This is a genomic window from Amycolatopsis orientalis DSM 43388 (assembly GCF_000411975.1).
Lineage (GTDB): Bacteria > Actinomycetota > Actinomycetes > Mycobacteriales > Pseudonocardiaceae > Amycolatopsis > Amycolatopsis orientalis_D.
Genome location: NZ_ASXG01000080.1, coordinates 18,451 through 40,498, shown reverse-complemented (window position 1 = coordinate 40,498; position 22,048 = coordinate 18,451). Strand labels below are relative to the sequence as shown.

18 protein-coding genes are annotated in these 22,048 nt (G+C 69.6%); 7 read left to right on the top strand and 11 right to left on the bottom strand.

Features of this window, described 5'->3' with window-relative positions; genetic code table 11:
- Nucleotides 1-30: 30 nt before the first annotated feature.
- Complete coding sequence (locus L942_RS16615; protein WP_037361214.1) at nucleotides 31-1,413, bottom strand: amidase; 1,383 nt, start codon at nucleotides 1,411-1,413, stop codon at nucleotides 31-33.
- Complete coding sequence (locus tag L942_RS16610) at nucleotides 1,395-2,342, bottom strand: D-2-hydroxyacid dehydrogenase (protein ID WP_051166035.1); 948 nt, start codon at nucleotides 2,340-2,342, stop codon at nucleotides 1,395-1,397. Before L942_RS16610 ends, L942_RS16615 begins: the two co-directional genes overlap by 19 nt.
- A 162-nt stretch (nucleotides 2,343-2,504) precedes the next feature.
- Here L942_RS16610 and L942_RS16605 point away from each other — a divergent pair, with 162 nt between their 5' ends.
- The 3 genes from L942_RS16605 to L942_RS16595 are packed head-to-tail and all read left to right on the top strand — an operon-like array spanning nucleotide 2,505 to nucleotide 4,716.
- Complete coding sequence (locus L942_RS16605; RefSeq protein WP_037361210.1) at nucleotides 2,505-3,245, top strand: maleate cis-trans isomerase family protein; 741 nt, start codon at nucleotides 2,505-2,507, stop codon at nucleotides 3,243-3,245.
- Nucleotides 3,246-3,291: 46 nt separating this feature from the next.
- Nucleotides 3,292-4,026 carry a maleate cis-trans isomerase family protein gene (locus L942_RS16600; protein ID WP_037361207.1) on the top strand — a complete coding sequence of 245 codons (735 nt, stop codon included), beginning with the start codon at nucleotides 3,292-3,294 and terminating at the stop codon, nucleotides 4,024-4,026.
- Nucleotides 4,027-4,029: 3 nt separating this feature from the next.
- Entirely contained in the window at nucleotides 4,030-4,716 is a 687-nt protein-coding gene (locus L942_RS16595; protein ID WP_037361204.1) for a GntR family transcriptional regulator, read from the top strand.
- 350 nt (nucleotides 4,717-5,066) lie between these two features.
- On the opposite strand, the gene L942_RS16590 is transcribed toward L942_RS16595, so the two are convergent.
- The 4 genes from L942_RS16590 to L942_RS16575 all read right to left on the bottom strand — a co-directional run bounded on the left by L942_RS16590 (nucleotide 5,067) and on the right by L942_RS16575 (nucleotide 8,668).
- Complete coding sequence (locus L942_RS16590) at nucleotides 5,067-5,561, bottom strand: GNAT family N-acetyltransferase (RefSeq protein ID WP_037361202.1); 495 nt, start codon at nucleotides 5,559-5,561, stop codon at nucleotides 5,067-5,069.
- A gap of 53 nt (nucleotides 5,562-5,614) precedes the next feature.
- A complete protein-coding gene (locus tag L942_RS16585) occupies nucleotides 5,615-6,082 on the bottom strand; it encodes a DUF4262 domain-containing protein (protein WP_037361198.1) in 468 nt (155 codons plus the stop codon).
- Nucleotides 6,083-6,152: 70 nt separating this feature from the next.
- Nucleotides 6,153-7,208: a tartrate dehydrogenase gene (locus tag L942_RS16580; protein ID WP_037361195.1), complete on the bottom strand. Its 1,056-nt coding sequence runs from the start codon at nucleotides 7,206-7,208 to the stop codon at nucleotides 6,153-6,155.
- Nucleotides 7,205-8,668 carry an NAD-dependent succinate-semialdehyde dehydrogenase gene (locus L942_RS16575; protein ID WP_037361192.1) on the bottom strand — a complete coding sequence of 488 codons (1,464 nt, stop codon included), beginning with the start codon at nucleotides 8,666-8,668 and terminating at the stop codon, nucleotides 7,205-7,207. The genes L942_RS16580 and L942_RS16575 overlap by 4 nt, the downstream gene beginning before the upstream one ends.
- A gap of 94 nt (nucleotides 8,669-8,762) precedes the next feature.
- On the opposite strand from L942_RS16575, the gene L942_RS16570 reads away from it, so the two are divergent.
- The 4 genes from L942_RS16570 (at nucleotide 8,763) to L942_RS16555 (ending at nucleotide 14,260) form a co-directional block, all read left to right on the top strand.
- The gene (locus tag L942_RS16570) at nucleotides 8,763-10,019 is read left to right on the top strand and encodes an aspartate aminotransferase family protein (RefSeq protein ID WP_037361189.1); all 1,257 of its coding nucleotides are present in this window, start codon (nucleotides 8,763-8,765) and stop codon (nucleotides 10,017-10,019) included.
- A 3-nt stretch (nucleotides 10,020-10,022) separates the two neighbouring features.
- A complete protein-coding gene (locus L942_RS16565) occupies nucleotides 10,023-10,523 on the top strand; it encodes a DUF3830 family protein (RefSeq protein WP_037361187.1) in 501 nt (166 codons plus the stop codon).
- A 783-nt stretch (nucleotides 10,524-11,306) separates the two neighbouring features.
- Nucleotides 11,307-12,692 carry an FAD-binding oxidoreductase gene (locus L942_RS16560; protein ID WP_037361183.1) on the top strand — a complete coding sequence of 462 codons (1,386 nt, stop codon included), beginning with the start codon at nucleotides 11,307-11,309 and terminating at the stop codon, nucleotides 12,690-12,692.
- A 5-nt stretch (nucleotides 12,693-12,697) separates the two neighbouring features.
- On the top strand, nucleotides 12,698-14,260 hold the full coding sequence (locus L942_RS16555) for an acetolactate synthase large subunit (protein WP_037361181.1): 1,563 nt from the start codon (nucleotides 12,698-12,700) through the stop codon (nucleotides 14,258-14,260).
- Here L942_RS16555 and L942_RS16550 read toward each other — a convergent pair.
- The 5 genes from L942_RS16550 to L942_RS16530 all read right to left on the bottom strand — a co-directional run bounded on the left by L942_RS16550 (nucleotide 14,257) and on the right by L942_RS16530 (nucleotide 22,041).
- Complete coding sequence (locus tag L942_RS16550; protein WP_037361177.1) at nucleotides 14,257-15,663, bottom strand: MFS transporter; 1,407 nt, start codon at nucleotides 15,661-15,663, stop codon at nucleotides 14,257-14,259. The genes L942_RS16555 and L942_RS16550 overlap by 4 nt on opposite strands.
- Nucleotides 15,664-15,782: 119 nt before the next feature.
- Nucleotides 15,783-16,286, bottom strand: a complete 504-nt coding sequence (locus tag L942_RS16545; protein ID WP_037361174.1) for a DUF3761 domain-containing protein — start codon at nucleotides 16,284-16,286, stop codon at nucleotides 15,783-15,785.
- 63 nt (nucleotides 16,287-16,349) lie between these two features.
- Nucleotides 16,350-19,163: an ABC transporter substrate-binding protein gene (locus L942_RS16540; protein ID WP_037361171.1), complete on the bottom strand. Its 2,814-nt coding sequence runs from the start codon at nucleotides 19,161-19,163 to the stop codon at nucleotides 16,350-16,352.
- A 182-nt stretch (nucleotides 19,164-19,345) separates the two neighbouring features.
- A complete protein-coding gene (locus L942_RS16535) occupies nucleotides 19,346-19,795 on the bottom strand; it encodes a DUF2867 domain-containing protein (protein ID WP_037361168.1) in 450 nt (149 codons plus the stop codon).
- Nucleotides 19,796-19,869: 74 nt separating this feature from the next.
- A complete protein-coding gene (locus tag L942_RS16530; protein WP_037361166.1) occupies nucleotides 19,870-22,041 on the bottom strand; it encodes a 3-hydroxyacyl-CoA dehydrogenase NAD-binding domain-containing protein in 2,172 nt (723 codons plus the stop codon).
- Nucleotides 22,042-22,048: the final 7 nt, after the last annotated feature.

Sequence of the window (22,048 nt, the reverse complement as noted above, 5' to 3'; positions counted from 1 at the left end):
GACAGCCTGCCACAGCCGGGTGCGCGGACGTCACGGAGCGGCCCAGGGCCGGACCTCCTCCAGCAGTTTCGCCACTGCCAGCACCAGGTCGTCGGAATGGCGCGGGCCGACGATCTGCAGGCCGACCGGAAGGCCCGATTCGGTGCGCCCGGCCGGGACGCTGATCGCCGGCTGCTGCGTCATGTTGAACGGATAGGTGAACGGGGTCCACTCCGGCCATTCGGTCATCCCGCTGCCCGGCGGCACGTCGTGGCCCGCCTCGAACGGCGGGATCGGGACGGTCGGGGTGAGCAGCACGTCGTAGCGGGTGTGGAACTCGCCCATCAGGATGCCGAGTGCGGCGCGTTCCGCGGTGGCGTCGAGGTAATCGCTCGCCGAGTAGGTGCGGCCCTTTTCCCACACGCGGCGCAGGCCCGGATCGACTCGCTGTTCGCTGCCCGGCGGGAACGCTTCGAGCGACTTCGCCGCACCGGCCGACCACAGCACGTCGAAGGCGGGCTTCGGATCGGCGAACCCGGGATCGGCCTGCTCCACCTGCAGTCCGGCGTCGGCGAGCGACTGCACGGCCGACTGGACGATCGTCGCGACTTCCGGGTCCACGTCGACGAAACCGAGCGTGGGCGAGAAGGCCGCGATGAGCCCGCGCACGTCCCGTCGCGCTGCCTCGCGGTACGCGCTGATCGGCGGCTCCAGGCCGGTCGGGTCGCGGTGGTCCGGGAGCGCGAGGACGTCCAGCAGCAACGCCGTGTCGTCCACGCTGCGCGCCATCGGCCCGGCGTGCGCGAGCGGCCCGAACGGGCTCGCCGGGAACAGCGGGACCCGGCCGTGCGTCGGCTTCATGCCGACGATTCCGCAGAAGGACGCGGGAATCCGGATCGAGCCGCCGCCGTCGGTGCCGACGGACAACTCGCCCATCGCCGCCGCGACCGCGGCCGCGCTGCCGCCGCTGGACCCGCCCGCCGTCATCCGCGGGTTCACCGGATTGCGCGTGATGCCCGACAGCGCGCTGTCGGTGACGCCCTTCCACGCGATCTCCGGCGTGGTCGTCTTGCCGAGCACGACGAGACCCGCCTCGCGCATCCGCGCCATCACCGGGCTGTCGACCTCCCACGGCTGGTCGACCGGGATGCTCGTGGAACCGCGCAGCGTCGGCCAGCCCTGGGTGAGGAAGATGTCCTTGATCGACGCCGGGACGCCGTCGAGCGCGCCGATCGGATTCCCGTCGCGCCACCGGGCCTCGGCCGCCTTCGCCTGGTCGAGCGCGCGCTCGGCGTCGACGAGGCAGTAGGCGTTGATCTCGCCGTCTCGGTCCTCGATGTTCTGCAGGGCGCTCTTCGTCGCCTCGACCGGCGACAGCTCGCCGGTGGCGTAGGCGGCGACGAGTTCGCTGGCGGTCAGTTCCCGGTCGCCCATCCGGCGCCTCCCTGCGATTCGGACGGCACGTAGCCGAGCCGTTTGTCCACGACGTTCCACAGCGGTTCCCCGGCGAGCCAGCGCCGGAAGTTCCCCGCGAACACCTCGACCAGTGTCCTCCGCCAGCCGAGGAAATCACCCGACATGTGCGGCGACAGCAGGACGTCCGGCATAGTCCACAGTGGACTCTCAGGGGGCAGCGGCTCGGTTTCGAAGACGTCGAGCGCGGCACCGGCGATCTCCCCGGCCTGAAGCGCGGCGATCAGGTCGGAGGTGACCACCAGCTCGCCGCGGCCGACGTTGACGAACCGCGCGGACGGCTTCATCGCGGCGAACGCGGCGGCGTCGAACATGCCTTTGGTCTGGTCGGTGAGGGGCGCGACCGCGACGATGTAGTCGAATTCGGGCAGGTACCGCGGCAGCTGGGCGGATTCGTGCACGACGCCGAAATCCGGATCCCCGACGCGGGCCCGGCGCCCCGCTCCGGACACGCGCATCCCGGCCGCGCGCAGCATCCGCGCGATGGCCCTGCCGATCGGCCCGGTGCCGACCACCAGCACCGCCCGCCCGGCGATCCGCTCGGTCTCGCGGTGCTTCCACGTGCCGGCGCGCTGCAGGTCGAGCGAACGCGCGAAGTCCTTGGCGAACGACAGCACGACACCCAGCACGTATTCGGCGATGGCGTCGTCGAACACCCCGCGCGAATTCGTGAGCACGACGTCGCTCTCGCGCAGCCCCGGGAACAGCACCGGGTCGACGCCGGCGCTCGCGATGTGCAGCCACTGCAACCGGTCCGCGGCGTGCCATGCCCCCGGGACCGCCCCGGACAGGAAATCGTAGACAAACAGGGCGTCCGCACCGGCCAGCGCACCGGCGAGGCCGCGCTCGTCGGTGTAACGAACGACCGCCGCGTCTTCGATAGCGGCCATGTCCGGTGGATGGTCTGCCCCGCAGAGCACTGCCAGTACGGGGTTTTCCGGGGCGATCACGATTGACACGGTAAAAGTGGCTCGTATGATTGTCAACAATCCGAGGACTACCCCCGGAGCACCGGACGGGCATCGGCACAGGCGTATTCCGGAGGCTGAACCTTGGATCTGGACTTCCTCGCGTTCGAGGGCCCGCTCGCCCAGCGAGGCATCGGCGTGATCGCGCCGTTCGACCTCGCGCTCGAGCGCGAGTTGTGGCGCTGGGTGCCGATGGAGGTGTCGTTGCATCTCGCCCGCACGCCATACGAACCGGTCCCGGTCAGCATGGAGATGGCGCAGCTGGTGAGCGACAGCAGGCACCTCGCCGCGGCCACGCGCGACGTGCTGCACGTGGAGCCGGAGGTCGTCGCGTACCTGTGCACCTCGGGCAGCTTCGTGAACGGCATCGACTACGAACGCTCCCTCACCAAGGCGATCTGCGACGCGGGCGCGCCGGACGCGGTCACCACCTCCGGCGCCCTCGTCGAGGTGCTGCACCAGCTCGACCTGCGCCGGATCTCGGTGCTCACGCCGTACGACGCCGACCTCACCGGCAAACTCCACGATTTCCTCGCCGAGGTCGGCGTGACCACCGTGTCCAGCGACCACCTCGGACTCGGCGGCGGCATCTGGAAGGTCAGCTACCGCACCATCGCCGAGCGGATCCTGGGCGCGGACCACCGCGACGCCGAGGCGATTTTCGTCAGCTGCACCAACCTCCCCACGTTCGACCTGATCGAGCCGCTGGAGAAGGCGCTCGGCAAACCCGTGCTGACCGCCAACCAGCTGACCATGTGGGCCTGCCTGCGCCGGATGCGGCTGCCCGTGGTGGGCCCCGGCCAGTGGCTGCGGGAGGTGTCTTGACCGGTCCCGGTAATATTGTCGACAATTTGCGCATCCCGGAGGTTTCGTGACCACGATCGGCTTCATCTACCCCGACCACGCGGCCGAGGACGACTACCCGCTCGCGGAACAGCTTCTCGGTGGCTCCGATTCGACGGAAGGCGACATCAGCCTGCCGGTGGCGCACATCTACGGCACCGACTTGCACGCCGTGCCGGAGCTGCTCGACCTCGGCAGCGAAGCCCGCCTCGCCGAAGGCGCCCGGCTGCTCGCGAAGCACCAGCCGGAAGCGGTGGTGTGGGCGTGCACGTCCGGCAGCTTCGTGTACGGCTGGGACGGCGCGCGCAACCAGGCCGACCAGCTCGCCAAGGCCGCCGGGGTGCCGGCTTCGAGCACGTCCTTCGCCTTCGTGCACGCGGCGAAAGCCCTTGGCGTGCGACGAGTCGCGGTGGCCGCGAGCTACCCCGACGACGTCGCGCGGCTGTTCGTGGACTTCCTCGCCGCCGGGGGTGTCGAGGTGCTGTCGATGTCGAGCGCCGACATCGACACCGCCGCCGAGGTCGGCAGGCTCGCGCCCGAGGCCGTGGTCGATCTGGCGGTGAGCCACGACCACCCGGACGCCGACGCGGTCCTGGTGCCGGACACCGCGATGCGCACGCTCGGCGAGATCACCGCCATCGAGGCGAAGCTCGGCAAGCCGGTGCTGACCGCCAACCAGGTGACCGTGTGGGAAGGCCTGCGGCTGACCGGCACGACCCGGCTGGTGCGTTCGCTGGGCGCGTTGTTCCGGACGAAGGGCTGACCCGTGGTCGCACTGCCTGACATAGAACCGGTGAGCCGGGAATCGACCGCGGCCGTGATCGCGCGCCAGCTGCGCGACGCGATCATGACCGGCGCGCTCCCGCCGGGCACCCAGCTCGGCGAAACCGACCTGGCCGCCCGCTTCCAGGTCTCGCGCGGCCCGCTGCGGGAAGCGATGCAGCACCTCGTTTCCGAGGGTTTGCTGCGCAGCGAACGCCACCGGGGCCTGTTCGTGATCGACCTCGAACCGGAGGACGTGTTCGACATCTATCTGGCCCGTTCGGCGGTGGAACGAGCCGCCCTGCTGCGCGCGTTCCGCGGAGACCACGAAGCGGTGGCCGCGATGCTGGAACAGAACGTCGCCGACATGGCCGCGGCCGCGGACGACCCGGCCGCGTTGTCGGAGGCGGATCTGCGCTTCCACGAGGCGCTGATCAACGCGTCCGGCAGCAAGCGGTTGGTGCGCATGGCCCGGACGCTGCTGATCGAGACGCGGATGTGCCTGACGTTGCTGCAGAGCACGTATCAGGGCGTGGAGGACCGGCTCGAGGAGCACACGCGGATCATCGAAGCCCTGCGCTCGGGTGACGAGGAGACGGCGCTGCAGTTGCTGGACGCGCACATGGAGGACGCGATCAGCCGGTTGCTTCCGGGACGGAGTTTGAAGGACAGCGTCGCGGCCGCGGAGTGAGATGGGCGGGTTTTTCGAGCGGCTGCCGCGCGACTCGCGCACCGTACGGAGCGCACCGCCTGAACTCATGGCGCGCTGTCCGATTACCGCAGGGACACCTGTAATCCGCGCTTGATCTGCGCCGAGACGGGTGCCTCCGCGCCTGATCTGGCCCCGTGCTCCCGTGGTGGCGAACCTATGCGCCGCTGGCAGACCGCTCCGGCTGGCATTCGCTGCGGAACAGACCGCCAAACCGAAAGTGCCGTCAGCCACCGCGAGCAGGAACGACCGAATGGCCGAGTTCTCGTTGAGGTCTCGGCAGCTCAAGGCCGAGCCCCCACTGCTCCGCGATGGCGAACAGCAGGCGCGGCTCAGCGCGATTCCAGTGCGATCCAGTACCGCCGCACCGATCCGCGGCCGGTCTGACGGACTTCCTCCAGCACGCCGCCCGCGCGTTCGATCGTCTTGGCGGACGCCAGGTTCTCCCCCGCGCACACCAAGAGCACTCGGGACAGGCCCAGCCGCCGAGCCTCGGGCAGCATTTGGCGCAGCGCCCAGGCAGCGAGGCCACGGCCGCGTCCCGAGGGGCGGATGCCGAAGCCTAGGTGACCGGCCCAGCGCACGTACTCGGCCGGTCCAGTGCGCAGCGCGATTCCGCCGAGCACCTGTCCGTCTTCGACTATCCAGCGAGGCACGGCGTTCTCTCGCGCCAACGAGCCGACCCAGGCGGCGAAGCCAGCCGGGGAATCGACCTGGTCCGAGGCGGACAGGCCGAAGCCGTCCTCGTGCGCGCCCGGGCCCCATTCGCGATGCGCTTCCAGCCAGGCGCGGTGCAAGCGGACGCTGGGAGCCAGCAGTTCGGGCATGCTTCGATCCTACCGGCCGCCAGCGAAGAAAACCCTGGCCCGGCAAGAGAATCTCAGCCACGGCGCACCCCCAGCACGGGCTGTCCGCCTCGGCCGAGGTTGAACTGCGGCGACCACGGGAACCAGCCCGCGGCGTCCGCGTAGACCAGTTGCCTCGCTTCGATTCCCGCGCCGTAACAGCACACCGCGATGTGCAGGTGCGCCGCGGGCGCGCTCAACTCGACGATTTCCAGCCGCGGCAACCGGGGCAGCAGCCACTGTTCCCCCGGCACCGGCGGACCGGTGTGCAGCGACTGTTCGGCCGCTGCGTTGAGCAACGGCACCGCTTGGTGCGGCAGCAATCCGGTGACGACCAGCTCGGGCAAGCCCTGCACGGTCAGTCCCGCGGTGTACGCCCAGGACGGCCGGGACCCTGTTCCCAGCACGCCCTGGACGCACCACCCGTTCTCCCTGATCTCGTCGAGCACCTCGATCAGGTACTGCTCCTCCGGTCTGTCCGGTTCCTGGCACCTCTGGCACATCGCGCCCTCCTCCCCTCGGGGACCCGTCGGCGGGTCGGGGAAGAGTCAACCGCGCGGCACCGACGAAAAATCAGCGGAGCGAAGCGGCCACCGCGGCGCCGAGCGCGGTTGTGGTAGAGGTTCCGCCGAGATCCGGGGTGAGCGTTTCGCCCGCGGTCAGCACCTCGTCGACCGAGGCGCGGATCGCTTGTGCGGCAACGGTTTCCCCGAGGTGGTCGAGCAGCATCGCCCCGGCGAGGATCTGCGCGACCGGGTTCGCGATGCCCTGTCCGGCGATGTCCGGAGCACTCCCGTGGACCGCCTCGAACATCGACGGAAACTCACCTGATGGGTTGATGTTTCCCGACGGAGCCATGCCCAGTCCGCCGGTGATCGCGGCCGCGAGGTCGCTCAGGATGTCGCCGAACAGGTTCGACGCCACCACCACGTCGAGCCGGTCCGGGGCCTGCACCATCCGCGCGGCGAGAGCGTCCACATGGCACTGTTCCGCGCGCACGTCCGGGTATCGCGCCGCGACCTCGGCGAAAATCTCGTCCCAGTACGGCATCGAGTGGATGAGCCCGTTGGATTTGGTCGCCGACGTGACGTGCCCGGCCCGCGTGCGCGCGAGTTCGAAGGCGTACCGGATGATCCGTTCCACCCCGACCCGCGTGAACACCGACTCCTGCAGCACGAACTCGTCCGGCCGCCCGGCATTGTGCCGTCCGCCGATCGCCGAGTACTCGCCCTCGGAGTTCTCCCGGACGATCACCATTTCCAGCTCGTCGGCCTTCCGCCCGGCCAGCACCGAGGTCGTCCCCGGCAGCAGCCGGACCGGCCGCAGGTTGACGTACTGCTGGAACGCCCGCCGCAACGGGATCAGCAGGCCCCACAAGGAAACGTGGTCAGCCACGCCGGGAAAACCGACCGCGCCGAGCAGGATGCCGTCGAAGCCCGACAGCTGCTCGACGCCGTCCTCCGGCATCATCGCGCCGGTCTTCGTGTACCGCTCGCAGCTCCAGTCGAATTCGGTCCACTCCAAGGAAAAGCCGTACTTGTCCGCGGCCGCGTCGAGGACCCGGCGCGCTTCGATGGTGACGTCGACCCCGATGCCGTCGCCCGGGATGCTGGCGATCCGGTGTGTCACAGGCTCACCGCGATGTACTTGGTCTCCAGGAACTCGTCGATGCCGACCGTTCCGCCCTCGCGGCCGAGCCCGGACTGCTTGACGCCGCCGAACGGAGCCGCCGGGTTGGACACGATGCCCTGGTTGAGGCCGATCATCCCGGCCTCCAAGCGTTCCGACACCCGCAGCGCGCGCTTGAGGTCGCTGGTGAACAGGTAGGACACCAGGCCGAATTCGGTGTCGTTGGCCTTCTCGACCGCCTCGTCCTCGGTGTCGAACGGCGTGATCGGCGCGACCGGCCCGAAGATTTCCTCGCTGGCCAAGCGGGCGTCGACCGGCACGTCGGTGAGCACGGTGGCCGGGTAGAAGTGCCCGGGGCCGTCGACCCGCGAACCTCCGGTGAGCACCCGCGCGCCCTTGTCCGTGGCGTCCTTGACCAGTTCGGTCACCTTCTTCACCGCGGCCTCGTCGATCAGCGGACCGACCACGACGCCTTCGTCGGTGCCGCGGCCCATCGGCAGCGCCTGCATCCGCTCGGTGAGCCGGCGGGAGAACTCCTCGGCCACGCCGCGCTGCACGTAGAACCGGTTGGCCGCGGTGCACGCCTCGCCGATGTTGCGCATCTTGGCCTGCATCGCGCCCTCGACCGCGGCGTCCAGGTCCGCGTCGTCGAACACGACGAACGGCGCGTTGCCGCCCAGCTCCATCGACGTGCGCAGCACCTTCTCCGCGCACTGCTCCAGCAGCTTGCGCCCGACCGCGGTCGAACCGGTGAAGGACAGCTTGCGCGCGCGTCCGTCGCGGATCAGCGGCTCCATCACGCCGCCCGCGTCCTTGGTGGTGACGACGTTGAGCACGCCTTCGGGCAGCCCGGCGTCCGCGAGGATCTGGGTGAGCGCCAGCATCGACAGCGGCGTCTGCGCGGCGGGCTTGATCACCATCGTGCAGCCCGCGGCGACGGCCGGGCCGATCTTGCGCGTGCCCATCGCCATCGGGAAGTTCCACGGCGTGATGAGCAGCGTCGGGCCGACCGGCTGGCGCGTGATCAGGAACCGGCCGTTGCCGTTCGGGGCCACCGCGTAACCGCCGTCGATCCGCACCGCTTCCTCGGCGAACCAGCGGAAGAACTCGGCGGCGTAAGTGATTTCGCCGGCGGCCTCGGCCAGCGGCTTGCCCATCTCCAGGGTCATCAGCAGCGCCAGCTCGTCGCGGCGCTCGATGAGCTTCTCGTACGCCCGGCGCAGGATCTCGCCGCGCTCCCGGGGGGCGACGGCGGCCCAGCCGGCCTGTGCCGCGCACGCCGCGTCGAGCGCCGCGAGACCGTCCTCCGGTCCGGCGTCCGCGACCTGGCACAGCACCTCGCCGGTGGAGGGGTCCTGCACGTCGAAGGTCTTGCCGCTGCGCGCCGAGACCCACTTGCCGCCGATGAAGAGTTCCTTGCCGACCGCGTCCACGACGCCGTTCTCGGTGATCCCGCTCATCCAGCTCGCTCCTGTTCCTGTTGTCCCGAACTCATGCTATGGATATTGTCAACAATCGACAACCGTCTCCACCCGCATCCCAGGAGGGCGCCGCATGGCCCAGCTTTCCCCGCTGCTCAAGCAGGCAACGCCCGTCGTCGTAGACCACGGTGAAGGGGTTTACCTCTACGACGTGGACGGGAAACGTCATCTCGATTTCACCGCGGGCATCGGGGTGACCAGCACCGGGCACTGCCACCCGCGCGTGGTCGAAGCCGCGCGCGAGCAGATCGGCAAGCTCGTGCACGGCCAGTACACGACGGTGATGCACCAGCCGCTGCTCGAACTGACCCGCAAGCTCGGCGACGTGCTGCCGTCCGGGCTCGATTCGCTCTTCTACGCGAACTCCGGCAGCGAGGCCGTGGAGGCCGCGCTGCGGCTTTCGCGGCAGGCGACGAAGCGGCCGAACGTCATCGTGTTCCAGGGCGGCTTCCACGGCCGCACGGTCGCCGCGGCGACCATGACCACCTCCGGCACGCGGTTCAGCGCGGGCATCTCGCCGCTGATGTCCGGCGTGCACGTCGCCCCGTTCCCGTACGCCTACCACTACGGCTGGGACGAGGAGACGGCGACGAAGTTCGCCCTGCGCGAGCTGGACTATCTCTTCCAGACCGTCTCCGCGCCGAGCGAGACGGCCGCGTTCTTCATCGAGCCGGTGCTCGGCGAGGGCGGCTACGTGCCGGCCAACACCGAGTTCATGGCCGGGCTGCGCGAGCGCGCCGACCGGCACGGCATCCTGCTCGTGCTCGACGAGGTCCAGGCCGGGTTCGGCCGCACCGGCAAGTTCTGGGGCCACGACCACTTCGACGTCCACCCGGACGTCGTGCTGATCGCGAAGGGCCTCGCGAGCGGCTTCCCGCTGTCTGGCATCGCCGCTTCGGAAGAGCTGATGGCGAAGGCGTACCCCGGTTCGCAGGGCGGCACGTACGGCGGCAACGCGGTGTCGTGCGCGGCAGCGATCGCGACGCTCGACGTCATCAAGGACGAAGGCTTGGTCGAGAACGCCGCCGAACGCGGCCGTCAGCTTCTCGAAGGCGCGCGCGTCATCGCGGACAAGACGCCCGCTATCGGCGACGTACGCGGTCTCGGGCTTCTCGTGGGCACAGAGTTCACTACCGCAGACGGTGAACCGGACACGGCCACCGCGCGGGCCGCGCAGCAAGCGGCTACGAAGAGCGGACTGCTGCTGCTCACCTGCGGCGCGTACTCGAACGTCGTGCGCATGGTGCCGCCGCTGGTCGTCAATGCGGAACAGGTCGACGACGCCCTGCGCATCTGGGGCGAGGTCGTCGCGTCGGTCACGGGGAGCTGAGGCATGGCGCGCTACATCACGATCAGTCTCGACAAGCGCGGCGTCACCTGCCGCGCCCGGCTGCTCGACGACGAAGCACCGCGCACCTGCAAGGCGGTGTGGGACGCGCTGCCGCAGAGCGGTTCGGCCTACCACGCCAAGTACGCGCGCAACGAGGTCTACACGCTCGTGCCGCCCTTCGCGGAACCCAAGCCGGGGCGCGAGAATCCGACCGTCACCCCGATTCCGGGCGACGTTGTCTACTTCGGATTCGAGGCGTGGGAAATCGGCAACCCGGCGTACGGCTACGACGAGGGCAGCGAGGCGCACAGCGACCAGGGTGCCACGGATCTCGCGATTTTCTACGGCCGCAACAACCTGCTGATCAACGGCGACGCGGGCTGGGTTCCCGGCAACGTGTTCGCGACGATCGAGGAGGGCCTGGCCGAAATGGCCGCGGCCGCGCAGGACCTGTGGTTGCGCGGCGTCGAAGGCGAGACGCTGTCGTTCGCCCGCGCGGACTGACAGCTCACCCGGCAAGGGCCGGTTCCTCCGCCACGGAGGGACCGGCCCTTTTCGTGCCCCGATCAGGCAGGTTCGGTCCGCCAGAGTGAAGCCGAGCTAACCCTCCGCGATCATGAACTCGACCCGGGATTCGCTGCCGGACAAGGGACCCGAGCCAGATGATCACCCGGCGGTGTGAACCTCGGGAACTCACCAATCGTGGCTTCGCCTTCACCGGTTCGAGGGGCCACGCCGCCCGGTTGCCGCAGCGCGTTTCTGCTACCCAGGGTGATCGGAGCCGCCGTTCGCTACGAACCGTGGCGAAGAGTCCACAGTGCACCCCCGGCGACAAACCCGAAAGCCTTACATGTTTAACATGGGAAGATTCCCCCGGCCGCCGATCCCTTGCCAGCACAGGGAAAACCGCGCTTTGACACCGCGAGCGGGCCGGTGGAAATCTGCGATGGCTCCTCGCGAGAGCACCGAGAAAGAACAATCCCAACAAGGAGCCCCTCAATGCAGATGTTCACCCAGCACGTGCACCACGGCCACGACCTGATCTCGGGTCTGCTCGCGCACCTGGCGCACGTGCTCGGCTGGCTCGTCTGACCGGCACCGAGGATTAACCCAGGGGCCGGCCTGTTGGCGCGGGCCGGTCCCTGCTTGGGTTCGCTCCCCCTGTGGCCACGCGCGCGGCGTGGCCTTTTTCGTGCCCGCGTCGGCTAACGTGAAAACTATTCATGGCCAGTTCCGGGCCAGAGCGGCTAGGCTCGGCCACGAAGCACGCGCGCACGAAGGAGTGGCATGAGCGAGGTCGCTACACAGCTGGCAGGGGCCGTCGGAGCGGGGAACCTGCTGACCGGTGACGCGATTTCCGACGACTACGCGCACGACGAGGCGCTCAGCACGCCCGGCCAGAAACCGGCGTATGTCGCGAAGCCGGCCACTGCCGAAGAAGTCTCCGAGCTGCTGAAGATCGCCTCCGCCGAGGGCATCCCGGTGACCGCGCGCGGGTCCGGCAGCGGGCTGTCCGCGGCGGCGCGTCCGGTCGAAGGCGGGCTGGTCGTCTCGTTCGAGCGGATGAACTCGGTGCTCGAGATCGACACCGGCAACCACGTCGCCGTGGTCCAGCCGGGCGTCACGCTCGCCGAACTCGACGCGAAGACCGCCGAGCACGGCCTCACCTACCCGGTTTATCCCGGCGAGTTGAGCGCGAGCGTCGGCGGCACAGTCGGCACCAACGCCGGCGGGATGCGCGCGATCCGCTACGGCATCACCCGCGGCAACGTCTCCGGTCTCCAGGCGGTGCTCGCGACCGGCGAGATCGTCCGCGTCGGCGGCCGGATGTCGAAGATCTCCAGCGGCTACGACCTCACCCAGCTGATCATCGGGTCCGAAGGCACGCTCGCGCTGGTGACCGAGGTGATCGTGAAACTGCAGCCCCGGCTGCCGCACGGCGCGACCGTGCTGGCTCCGTTCGACGATTTCGAGCAGGTCATGGCGGCGGTGCCGAAGATCGCCGCGAGCGGTCTCGCCCCGCAGATCCTCGAGTACATCGACAACATGACGATGGCCGCGATGGTCTACAACGACAAGCTCGAGCTGGGCGTCCCGGCGGAAATCCGCGACCGGACCCAGGCGTATCTGGCCGTGGCGCTGGAAAACCGGGTGGCCGACCGGCTCGGCGAGGACGTCGAAGCGCTCGGCGAACTGCTCGTCGAACTCGGTGCCGCCGACGCGTACGTGCTCGAAGGCGGAGCCGCGCGCAAGCTCATCGAAGCCCGCGAAAAAGCCTTCTGGAACGCCAAAGCCGCGGGTGCGGACGACGTGATCGACGTGGTGGTTCCGCGCACCGCGATGCCGTCCTTCCTGGCCAAAGCCCGCGAGCTGGCGATGGCCGCCGGCGGCGGCGCGATCGGCTGCGGGCACGCCGGCGACGGCAACGTCCACCTGGCGATCTTCTGCAAGGACCCGGACACGCGATCGCAGCTGCTGACCGACATCTTCGGCCACGCGTACGAGCTGGGCGGCGCGATCTCCGGCGAGCACGGCCTCGGCCGCACCAAAACCAAGTACTACGCGAAACTCGAAGACCCGGCGAAGCTCGATCTGCTGCGCCGCGTCAAGGAAAGCTTCGACCCGGCCGGGATCCTGAACCCCGGCGTTCTGTTCGCGCAAACCGGAAAGTGAGCACAGTGAGCACGCTCAACGGCGCCCAGTCCCTCATCCGCACGCTCGTCGACAGCGGGGTCGACGTGTGCTTCTCCAACCCCGGCACGTCGGAGATGCATTTCGTCGCCGCGCTCGATTCGGTACCGGAGATGCGCGGCGTGCTCGCGCTGTTCGAGGGCGTCGTGACCGGTGCCGCGGACGGGTACGCGCGGATCGCCGGCAAACCCGCCGCGACGCTGCTGCACCTCGGCCCGGGACTCGGGAACGGCTTGGCGAACCTGCACAACGCGCGGCGCGCGCACACGCCGGTGGTCAACGTGATCGGCGACCACGCCACCTATCACAAGCAGTACGACGCTCCGCTGGAGTCGGACATCGACGCCATCGCGGGCTCGCTCGAAGGCTGGGTGCGCCGTTCCGGGCACACGAAGGACGTCGGCGCGGACGCCGCGGCGGCGGTCGCGGCGGCGCAGGACGCGCCGGGCCGGGTCGCGACGCTGATCCTCCCCGCCGACGCGTCGTGGGGCGAGGGCGGCGAAACGTGCGAGCCGATTCCGCCGCGCGTGCCGCACGCGGTCGACGCGACAACCGTGCGGAAGATCGCCGACGTGCTGCGCAGCGGCGAACCGGCGGCGTTGCTGATCGGCGGATCCGCTTGCCACGAAGCCGGTTTGCGCGCGACCAGCCGGATCGCCGCCGCGACCGGAGTGAAGGCGTTCGTCGAGACGTTCCCGGCGCGGCTGGAGCGCGGCGCTGGCCTGCCGAACATCGAGCGGCTGGGATATCTCGCCGAGCAGGCCAAATACCAGCTGGACGGGATCAAGCACCTGATCGTCGCGGGCACGAAGGCTCCGGTGTCGTTCTTCGCCTACCCCGGCATGCCGAGCGAGCTGACCCCGGAGGGCGCGGACGTCCACGTCCTCGCGACCGTCGGCCAGGACGTCCCGGCCGCACTGGACGCAGTCGCCGCCTTGGTCGCCGCGGAGACCGAACCGGTCGTGCAGGAAGCCGGCCGGCCGGAGCTGCCGAGCGGCCCGCTCACTGTGCAGAACTGGGTCGACGTGGTCGGCGCGCTGCTGCCGGAGAACGCGATCATCGTGGACGAGGCGAACACGTCCGGCCTGATGCTCCCGGCCGCGACCGCGGGCGCGTCGCGACACGACGTGCTGACCCTGACCGGCGGCGCGATCGGCTACGGAATGCCGGTGGCGGTCGGCGCGGCGATCGCGGCCCCGAAGCGGCCGGTGATCAACCTCGAATCCGACGGCAGCGCGATGTACACGATCTCCGCGCTGTGGACGCAAGCCCGCGAAAACCTCGACGTGACCACGGTGGTGCTCAACAACAACGCGTACGCGATCCTGCGGATGGAACTGCAGCGCGTGGGTGCGTCCGGGGACGGGCCGCGGGCGAAGGACCTGCTGGACATCGGCCGTCCGGACCTGGACTTCGTGAAGATCGCCGAGGGCATGGGAGTTCCGGCGACGCGCGCGACGACCGCGGAGGAGCTGGCCGAGCAGTTCCGGCGCGCGGTCGCCGAACCGGGACCGCACCTGATCGACGCGGCCGTTCCGCCGCTGCTCTAGACGCGAGCGAGTTCCGGGCTGGCGGCACGGAGGCGCGGCACGACCGCGGTCAACGCCAGCCCGGCGACCGCCGCCGCCGCGGCGACCGCGAACGTGGCGCGGAAACCCGCGAGCGACGGCACGGTGAACGAGCCGACGGTGATCGTCAGGTGGGCGAGCATCGTGGCCATCACCGCACTGGACGTCGAGGTGCCGACCGACCGCATGAGCGAGTTGAGCCCGTTCGCCGACGCGGTTTCGGTCACCGGCACCGCGCTCATGATCAGCGCGGGCATCGCGGCGTAAGCGATGCCGACGCCCGCCCCGATGATCACCGACGCGATGATCAGCTCGACCGCGTTGGCCATCAGGAAAATCGCGAAGACATAGCCGACCGCGATCACGATCGCACCGGTCATGAGCGTGACGCGGGCGCCGTAGCGGTTGGTCAGCCGGGCGGAAACCGGCGACAGCGCCATCATCACCAGGCCGTTCGGCGCGAGGCACAAACCGGCTTCCACCATGCTGAGCCCGAGGCCGTAACCGGTGGCCGAAGGCGCCTGCAGCAACTGCGGGAACGACAACGACATCGCATACATCGCGAAGCCGACGAGGATCGACGCGAGGTTGGTGAACAGCACCGGCCGCCGCGCCGAAACGCGCAGATCGACCAGCGGATCCCGGCGGCGCAGCTGATACCAGCCCCAGGCGGCGAGAACGACCACGGCGGTCGCGGCGAACCCGAGCGTCGCCGGGCTGCCCCAGCCCCACTCGCCGCCCTTCACGATCGGCAGCAACAGGCTGGTCAGGCCGACGATCAGCCCGAGTGTGCCGCGGAAATCGAACGGTGCGGGCGTGCGGAGCGGCGATTCCGGCACGAAGCGCAGGATCAGCAGCGCACACCCGAGTCCGAGCCCGGCCGCGCCCCAGAACAGCACGTGCCAGTCCGCGTGCTGGGCCACGATCGCCGCGACCGGCAACCCGATCGCGCCGCCGACGCCGAGTGTCGCGCTCATCAGCGAAATCGCGCCGCTGACGCGTTCTGCCGGCAGTTCGTCGCGCATGATGCTGATGCCGAGCGGGATGACGCCCATCGCGCAGCCCTGCAGCCCGCGGCCGACGATCATCAGCGCGAGCGAGCTGGTGAGCGCCGAGACCACCGACCCGGCGATCAGCACCGCCAGGCTCGCCAGCAGCACGCGGCGCTTGCCGTAGAGATCCCCGAGCCGCCCGGCGACCGGCGTGCACACCGCCGCCGCGAGCAGGGTGACGGTGACGACCCACGAGGCGTCCGTCGCCGTCGTGCTGAGCAATCTCGGGAACGCCGGGATCAACGGGATGACCAGCGTCTGCATGAACGACGCGACCAGCCCGCACGAGGCGAGCACCACGATGATCGGCCCCGAACTCGCCCGCGCCACCACGTCCCCCGTCCCGTATGCCGTACCGGATCCGCACGCTACCGGTCGGGGCGGGCGGACCGGGCGGTTCGTGACCGATCCGACTTACCGGGCTGCTCCGTTCGGCCCAACGCCGGGCCGGGTCAAAGCCATTGCTTGACGCCGCCGTGGTGCGAGCAGGTGCCGGAACGGTGCTGGCTGTAGCTGTAGGTGCCGTCGTTGCACTGGGCGGTCGCGCCGGACGGGCTCGAATCGGGGCGGTGGACGCAGTTTCCGGAGGAGTTGCGGTAGTAGTCGGCACCGCATTCGGCGGGCCCGGGATCCGGCGCGGCCTGGTCCGGCACGTCGGCCTTAGGCGTCGTGAGCCGCGGGGCGGTCTGGGTCTTGGGCTTGGCCGCCGTAGTCGGCGGGGCGACCGGCGGCGTGGTCACCGGCACCGCGATCGACGTCGCCGGCGTCGTGGGCGTTGCCGACGTTTCCGGTGTCGCTGACGCCCACGACACCGCCGATGTCTCCGGCGCGCTGGAGGTCGTCGTCGGCGTTGAATACTCGCTCGGGACAGCCGACGGGGCGTTCCCGGCCGGCGCCGCTCCGCATCCGGCGACCAGAACGCCGGCAGCCAAGGCCATCCCCAGTTTCCGCAGCATGCGGCACCTCCTCGCAGTCCAATGCGAAAAGGTCGACAAACCACCGGAAACTGTTACAACGGCTCAGCCGTCCGCTGGGCACCACGAGTCCGGCGCCCGGGCGACCGTCTTGCCGCAGAAGCCCTGCGGTTCCGGATCGACCTCCCCGCCTTGGACGCGCAGCACCGCGAGCGGTTTGTCCTGCGGTACGTGCCGGCCGATGTCTCCGCCGTAGTCGATCGTCCCGCTGACTCCCTCGATGTATTTGTTGGTCTGGTCGGCGTCCGGCCGCGAAGTGTGGATCGCGGCGATCTCACGCCACACCGCGCCGGGCGTCACCGGGATTTTCGACGACGTCTCGCGCAGATACGCGGTCGCGGTGATCATCACCAGCGCGGCGTCGTAGGAGAGCGCGGCGTGCCCGTCGAATGACCGGCCTTTTTCGGTGTGCTCGAAGGCGAACTTGGCGTTGAGCGTGGCGTAGAAATCGCGGGCGAGGCCTTTCGCGGGCGCGGCGGGAGCGCTCGCGAGCGCGAAGTAGTAGTACGGCAGCGCACGATGATCCTCTCGCGCAACGGAATCGGCGACGAAACGCGCGACGTCGTCGTCTCCGATGATCGTCGCGGTGCTGCCGCACTGCGCGGCCCCGCTCAGGAACGCCCCGAAATCGGGGACGCCTCGGCCAGCGAAGAACGCGTACCCGTCGTAGGAACAACTGTCGCGTCCAGCGGCGCCCGCATTGCCCACGAGCCGGTCCCCGTACCAAAGATGCGCGGACCTGGCCGTCTGCCCTTCGTCCGGGACGAACGCGCGCGCTTCGACGGAGAACCCCTTGTCCTTGAACGCTTTCAGCAAATCGTCGCGCAGGTTGGGACCGTAGAAATCGGTGTCGTCGTCGGAGTAGTACACGCGAAGCGAACGCGGGCCGGGACGCTGTGCAGCGAACGCCGCCGCCACCGCGGCTTCCCGGCGGTTCTGCGGCGCGACCTGGAAGTAGATCGGATTCTGGTCGGCGAGCTGGTCCGCGGTGAGAGTCGCGGCGACCACCGGAATGCCCGCGTCGCCCAGCGCGCGGATCGTGGTGGCGGTCGGCTCGCTGCTCATGTCGAGCCCGACCACCCCGACGATGCTCGGATCCTGTTTCGCCATCTCCAGCAAGGTGTGCGCCACCTGCGCGCCTTGGAGCATTCCCTTGCCGCCATTGGCGATCAGCACGCGCACGATCGGTTCGGCCGCGGCGGTCGCGTCGAGCTGCCGCGACTGGGCGACCGCGAAACCTTCCAGCGATTCCCGTTCCGCGGTGAGCCCTTCGGCGGTGCCGTTGGACGACGTGAGCGCTTCCAGGTCGACCAGCGTGATGTACGGCCGTTCCGGATACTGCTGGTGCAGTTCCTCAGCCCGCCGGTTCTGGTCCGCGATCACCGCTTCGACCTGCTGGATCGTCCCCTCCTGGTCGACCGGGGAGAACAGCGTGAAGGTGCCGTCGGACACGCCGACGCACTGGTCGTCCACCCGGGTCAGCCATTCGCTCGAGGTGCCGCAGTGACTGTCCAAAACGGACTGGTAGCGCACGGCGGCGAACCCGGCGGCCAGCGCGAGCACCACCGCGGGCACGCCGGCCCGCACCCAGCGAGTGGTCCACCACGCCGCCCGCCCGCGTCCGCCGGACAGGTCGTAATGCTCGCCGAGGGCCAGCATTCGCTTGCGCACCTTGGCTTTTTCGTTCTCGGTCTGCGGCGCGTCGAGGCCGATCGGCAGGTACCACGCGGTGGGGCGCCGTGCGCGCCGGTCGGCGCCGAGCCGGTTCTGCCACACCTGGTACGCGCGGGCGGCCTCGACGGCGTCGAACTTCGGCCGCTCCTCGCTCGGCTCGGCGTCCGGCGGCGGACCCTGGCTCGCGCTCACCACGAGCAGCGGATCGAAGAGCCCGACCTGGTTGCGGACCTCGTTGATCAGCTCCAGCAGCCGGTAGCCGCCGTTGGCCGGGCCTACCTCGTCGAGCAGCAGCACCGGATACGTCATCCGGCGCCGCCGCCAGAACTGCCACGGCCGAAGCCGGTACTCGCGGCGCAGGTCTTCCAGGAACGAGTTGACCAGCAGCCGCGCGACATACTGGGGCGATTCGTTCTGCCATTCGCCGTCGGTGAGACGCATCGCGAAGCGCACGAAGCTGCCGGACATCTCCGGCGCGAGGTGCGGCTGGCGCAGGAACCACCGGTACCGCCCGGACAGCCCCGGCACGCGCCCGGTGACGGCGACGCGGAAGACGCCGAACGTCAGCCACCGCAGGAGCAGCAACGGAAACCGCCATGCCGGATGCTGCGGAACCAGCTCGCGGCTGACGCTGTCGATGGCCCCGCGGAAACGGACCAGCAGGCTGTTTTCCTGCAGTTCGCGCAGCAGGACTCGCTCGGGATCGGTTTCCCGCGGCGGGAACTGCTTCGCCATGAGCTGGTCGACCAGCGTGAACAGCCGGAACCGCAACCGGTTTTCCCGCGTGCGGGAGTTGCTGACGAGAGTGTCGCGGACCTGCCAGAGTATGTCGCGCACCACCTTGACGCTGTTCTCGGTCGCTTTGCCCGGCTCGTCCAGGTCCGGCCAATCGGCGAGCGAGAGGTAGACCGAACGCACGGTGCCCGCCGGCTTCGCGTTCCGCAACCGCGAGCCCAGCTCTTCGAGCACCCCTCCGCGCGCGTCGCCGACGAGGCACACCATGGGCAGTCCGCGCCGCTCGGCACGCTCCCGGTGGTAACCGGGCTGCCATTCCCCGTTGTCTCGCAATTCCCGCGGCCGGTCGCCGAGCCGGGGCCGCTGATAAAGCGCCCCGATGAGCTTGACGAGCCGATCCGCCCCAGCGAACGCGAGCTGCTCCCCCGCGACGGCCACCGTCTGGTCCATACCGAATGATCCCATGCGCCCGCCGGGAGCGGTCCCGGAATTATGCCGACACGGCAACGGTTTTCCGGTTTCCCGAGGGGTGCGGCCATTCGGGTGCCCCGGGTACCGCCGTTCGTGCGCGGCGTGGTTGCGCTGAGCCACGACTGCGAAAAACGCGGAATCAGCACTTCAGAAATGGGGAATCAACTGTTCGCGAAGCGCGCGATTGTCCGCAGCATCCTCCGCATGCCGAGCACGTGCCCGCCGGTCCCGATGACGACCATGCGGTAGGCAGTCCCGAGGATGCCGGGAAACCGGGCCCGGCTCTCGGCCCGGATCCGGGTCTTGCCTTCGGCCTGGGGCTCGATCCGGAAGGTGAGGCGGTACTCGGAAAACCGGTGCCGCCCGGCGAGCACGAGCAGGCGGGGCGGTTCGGCGGCGGCGATCCGGAATCCGGGAACCGTCGAACCCTCGGCGAGGGGACGGGGGCCGCTCGCCCTCCAGTCGGCGGCTCCCACCGCCCAGGCGTATCCGGTGGCCAAGGCGCCGGAGAAACGTTCGACGACCTGGTTGACCGCACGCCACGCGGTCTCGGCGTCGGCGGGCACGACGACCCGATGCTCGTCCAAGAACGGCAGCTGCTGTTCCGTCATCGTCCCCTCCGCGAAAAAAGCGGGGCCGCCCCAGGGGAATCCCCCGGAACGGCCCCGCGGCGCAAGCGCACCTGCTATTCGTAGATCTCGCCCTTGGCGGCCTTCTCCACCAGCGACTGCGGCGGCTCGAAGTGGCTGCCGTAGCGCGCGGCCAGCTCGCGGGCGCGGTCCACGAAGCCCTGCAGACCGCCCTCGTACTGGTTGATGTACTGGATCACGCCACCGGTCCAGGCCGGGAAGCCGATGCCGAAGATGGACCCGATGTTGGCGTCCGCGACCGAGGTCAGGACGCCCTCGTCGAAGCATTTCACCGTTTCCAGCGCTTCGGCGAAGAGCATGCGCTCCTTGAGGTCCTCGAACGGCACGTCCGCCGAACCCGAGTTGAACGCCTCGCGCAGGCCCGGCCACAGACCGGTGCGCTTGCCGTTCTCGTCGTACTCGTAGAAGCCCGCGCCGCTGCTGCGGCCCTTGCGGTCGTACTTGTCGATCATCGTGTCGATGACGGCCTCGGACGCGTGCGGCGTCCAGGTGCCGCCCTCGGCCTCGATCGCGGCACGGGTCTCCGCGCGGATCTTGCGCGGCAGCGTCAGGGTCAGCTCGTCCATCAGCTGCAGCGGCGGCGCCGGGTAACCGGCCTGCGAACCCGCCTGCTCGATCGACGCCGGCTCGACGCCTTCGCCCAGCGCGGCGACCGCTTCGTTGATGAAGGTGCCGATGACCCGCGAGGTGAAGAAGCCGCGGCTGTCGTTGACGACGATCGGGGTCTTGCGGATCTGCAGCGTGTAGTCGAAGACCTTCGCCAGCGTGGCGGGCGACGTCTTCTCGCCGCAGATGATCTCGACCAGCGGCATCTTGTCCACCGGCGAGAAGAAGTGGATCCCGATGAAGTCCTCGGTCCGCTGCACGCCCTCGGCGAGGGTGGTGATCGGCAGCGTCGAGGTGTTGGAACCCAGCACCGCGTCCGCGTTGACGATGTTCTCGATCTCGCCGAACACCTTGTGCTTCAGCTCGACGCTCTCGAACACGGCCTCGATGACGAAGTCGACGCCGGCGAAGTCGGCCGGGTCGGCGGTCGGCTTGATCCGCGCCAGCAGCGCGTCCGACTTCTCCTGCGTGGTCTTGCCGCGCGAGAGCGCCTTCTCCTCGAGCTTGACCGCGTAGCCCTTGCCCTTCTCGGCCGCCTCCAGCGAAACGTCCTTGAGGACCACGTCGATGCCCGCCTTGGCGGACACGTAGGCGATCGCGGCGCCCATCATCCCGGCGCCGAGCACGCCGACCTTCTTGGCGGTGTACTTCTCGAACCCGTCCGGACGCGAACCGCCGGAGTTGATCGTCTGCAGGTCGAAGAAGAACGCCTTGGTCATGTTCTTCGAGACCTGCCCGATGGCCAGGCTCACGAAGTAGCGCGTCTCGACGGTGATCGCGGTGTCGAAGTCGACCTGCGAACCCTCGATCGCGGCGGCGAGGATCGCGCGCGGCGCGGGCATCGGCGCGCCCTTGAGCTGCTTGCGCAGGTTCGCCGGGAACGCGGGCAGGTTCGCCGCGAAGCTCGGGTTCGACGGGGTGCCGCCCGGGATCTTGTAGCCCTTGACGTCCCACGGCTGCACGCCGCCCTCGGGGTTGGCCTTGATCCACGCCTTCGCGGCGGGCACCAGCTCCTCGACGGTGTCCACGACCTCGTGCACCAGGCCCACTTCGAGCGCCTTGCGCGGCTTCATCCGCTGGCCCTGCAACAGGACGTTCAGCAGCGCGCTCTGGATGCCGAGCAGCCGCACGGTGCGGACCACGCCGCCACCGCCGGGCAGCAGGCCCAGGGTGACCTCGGGCAGGCCGATCTGGCTGCCCTTGACATCGGCCGCGATGCGGTGGTGCGTCGCCAGCGCGAGTTCGAGGCCGCCGCCGAGCGCCGCGCCGTTGATCGCCGAGACGACCGGCTTGCCGAGCTGCTCGAGCCGGCGCATCTGGCCCTTCATCGCGGTGCTGGACGCGGTGATCTCGGCCGCGTGCTCCGGCTTCGCCTGGATCAGGTCGCGCAGGTCGCCGCCGGCGAAGAAGGTCTTCTTCGCTGAGGTGAGCACGACACCGGTGATGTCGTCCTTCTCCGCCTCGAGCCGGTCCACGGTCGCGGCGAGCGACTCGCGGAAGGCCTGGTTCATCGTGTTGGCCGACTGGTCCGGGTCGTCCAGGGTCAGCGTGACGATGCCGTCGGAGTCCTTGTCCCAACGGATGGTCTTGCTCTCGGTCATCTCGGTC

Coding starts and splice junctions, on each gene's coding strand:
- L942_RS16615 (WP_037361214.1), bottom strand. CDS start 1,413: ATGGGCGACCGGGAACTGACCGCCAGCGAACTCGTCGCCGCCTACGCC.
- L942_RS16610 (WP_051166035.1), bottom strand. CDS start 2,342: ATGGCCGCTATCGAAGACGCGGCGGTCGTTCGTTACACCGACGAGCGC.
- L942_RS16590 (WP_037361202.1), bottom strand. CDS start 5,561: ATGCCCGAACTGCTGGCTCCCAGCGTCCGCTTGCACCGCGCCTGGCTG.
- L942_RS16585 (WP_037361198.1), bottom strand. CDS start 6,082: ATGTGCCAGAGGTGCCAGGAACCGGACAGACCGGAGGAGCAGTACCTG.
- L942_RS16575 (WP_037361192.1), bottom strand. CDS start 8,668: ATGAGCGGGATCACCGAGAACGGCGTCGTGGACGCGGTCGGCAAGGAA.
- L942_RS16570 (WP_037361189.1), top strand. CDS start 8,763: ATGGCCCAGCTTTCCCCGCTGCTCAAGCAGGCAACGCCCGTCGTCGTA.
- L942_RS16565 (WP_037361187.1), top strand. CDS start 10,023: ATGGCGCGCTACATCACGATCAGTCTCGACAAGCGCGGCGTCACCTGC.
- L942_RS16560 (WP_037361183.1), top strand. CDS start 11,307: ATGAGCGAGGTCGCTACACAGCTGGCAGGGGCCGTCGGAGCGGGGAAC.
- L942_RS16545 (WP_037361174.1), bottom strand. CDS start 16,286: ATGCTGCGGAAACTGGGGATGGCCTTGGCTGCCGGCGTTCTGGTCGCC.
- L942_RS16540 (WP_037361171.1), bottom strand. CDS start 19,163: ATGGACCAGACGGTGGCCGTCGCGGGGGAGCAGCTCGCGTTCGCTGGG.
- L942_RS16535 (WP_037361168.1), bottom strand. CDS start 19,795: ATGACGGAACAGCAGCTGCCGTTCTTGGACGAGCATCGGGTCGTCGTG.
- L942_RS16530 (WP_037361166.1), bottom strand. CDS start 22,041: ATGACCGAGAGCAAGACCATCCGTTGGGACAAGGACTCCGACGGCATC.